This window comes from uncultured Faecalibaculum sp. (assembly GCF_910588395.1).
Classification (GTDB): Bacteria; Bacillota_I; Bacilli_A; order Erysipelotrichales; family Erysipelotrichaceae; genus Faecalibaculum.
Genome location: NZ_CAJUPA010000083.1, coordinates 1 through 1933, shown reverse-complemented (window position 1 = coordinate 1933; position 1933 = coordinate 1). Strand labels below are relative to the sequence as shown.

1 protein-coding gene is annotated in these 1933 nt (G+C 51.3%); it reads left to right on the top strand.

Annotation, left to right across the window (positions count from 1 at the left end; translation table 11 throughout):
- Positions 1–133: 133 nt before the first annotated feature.
- Positions 134–1420 carry an IS110 family transposase gene (locus QZ305_RS11665; protein ID WP_289501769.1) on the top strand — a complete coding sequence of 429 codons (1287 nt, stop codon included), beginning with the start codon at positions 134–136 and terminating at the stop codon, positions 1418–1420.
- The last annotated feature ends 513 nt before the right edge of the window (positions 1421–1933 follow it).

Sequence of the window (1933 nt, the reverse complement as noted above, 5' to 3'; positions counted from 1 at the left end):
AAGGAGCTTCCTGTATAATTCAAATATAAGGAATTCCAAGAAGGGTGGTTGATAAAAAGATACCTCAGAGTAAAATAAGATTACTGACTTTGCACGGTTAGTAAAAATCTTATTGAACAGAGAGGTATCCAAGATGAATTGTAACACACAAAACGCAAAAATTGCATCCATAACTGAAAAAACTTTAATCGTAGGGATTGATGTGGGAAGCGAGACCCATTATGCCAGGGCATTTGACTGGCGAAATTACGAGTACACAAAGAAACCGCTAGAATTCAGCAATACGGAAGCGGGCTTTCAGATACTCAAGGCATGGATGGAGGAACTTGCAGAAAAGCATGGCAAGACCGCTGTGGTTCCGGGCATGGAGCCGACGGGCCACTACTGGTTCGCCCTGGGGAAATTCCTGCAGGACAACGGCATGAGGCCGGTGCATGTGAACCCCCATCATGTGAAGAAATCCAAAGAGCTGGATGACAACAATCCCAACAAGAATGACCGAAAGGATCCCAAGACGATTGCTGCGCTTGTCAACGAGGGGAGATTCTCATACCCTTATATGCCGGTCGGCATCTATGCAGAGATCAGGAGCTTATCGAACCTGCGCTTCCAGACGCAGGAGGAGCTCACAAGGATCAAGAACCGCCTGGCGAGATGGTTCGCCATCTACTTTCCAGAGTACAAAGACGTTTACGGGGACCTGAAGGCGGTAAGCGGGAGGATGGTGCTGAAGGAGGCGCCGCTGCCGGAAGACATCATAAGGCTGGGGGCGGAAGGCGTGAACCAGATCTGGAGGGACGCGAGGCTGAGGGGCGCCGGAATGAAGAGGGCAAAGACCCTGGTATCGGCTGCGGAGCACAGCGTCGGAAGTAAGGAAGCGCCGGAAGCGGCGCGGATGGAGCTTAAGAACCTGTTGAGCGACATGGATGTATATGCGTCAAGGATGGAGGAACTGCTCCGGAGGATAGAAGAAAAGCTGAGGGAGATCCCATATATTGACAACCTGCTGGCGATCAAAGGGATAGGGATGGTGACGGTCAGCGGCTTTATAGCAGAAGTGGGGGACATAGGACGCTTCGACAGCCCCAAACAGCTGCAGAAGCTGGCGGGATACGCCATCGTGGCAAATGATTCCGGTAAGCATAATGGGGAAAGCCGTATCAGTTACCGGGGACGGAAACGCCTTAGATATGTGCTGTACGAGGCCGCAATATCGCTGGTGGGAAAGAACGCAGAGTTCCGCCAGATACACGAGTATTACCGGACGCGGAAGGAGAACCCGCTCAAAAAGATGCAGTCGGTGGTAGCGGTGGCATGTAAGGTGCTGAGGATCTTTTACACGATTCTTACCAAGGGTGTCCAGTATGACCCTGGGAAGCTGCTGGGCGATATCAGGAGGCCGCAGGTACAGGCTGCATAACAGCAGGAATAAGAACAGACAATACCCTGCCACGGCTGGACTGAGCTTCTGGCAGACGCCGCCGGGAGCTGAGTCCGGTCATGACAGGGAAGGCTGGGAGACATGTGGAACAGGCTGGTCGAAACGTCCACCGCAAGGTGCCGGCCCGGTAACCATGCAGGACAGTAAGACTTATAACAAAGAATGAGCCAGTAGTCGGCAGGAATATTTTCCATAGGGCAGGACCCTGTAAAGGAGCTAAGCTGACACCCTGGTTATGGACAGGCGGAACGAAGGAAGTTAGGACCCGCGAGACGGTGATCCTGGTAGACACGGGAGGTACGCTGCCGTAGAAGGAAGGGTATACACAAGGCCATGTAGAGCGAAAACAAAGACGTTCTGCTTCGTATACCCTATACCCTCTATTTTCGTACCAGATACAGAGAAATGTCCATCTCCTTGGCTCATTCATCTGAGATATAAAGCTTAAAATTCCTTGATTTTTTAAGGAAAATCACTTGACAAAATAGGGAG

Excerpts from the sequence above, each read along its gene's own strand:
- QZ305_RS11665 (WP_289501769.1), top strand. The coding sequence starts at position 134 with ATGAATTGTAACACACAAAACGCAAAAATTGCATCCATAACTGAAAAA.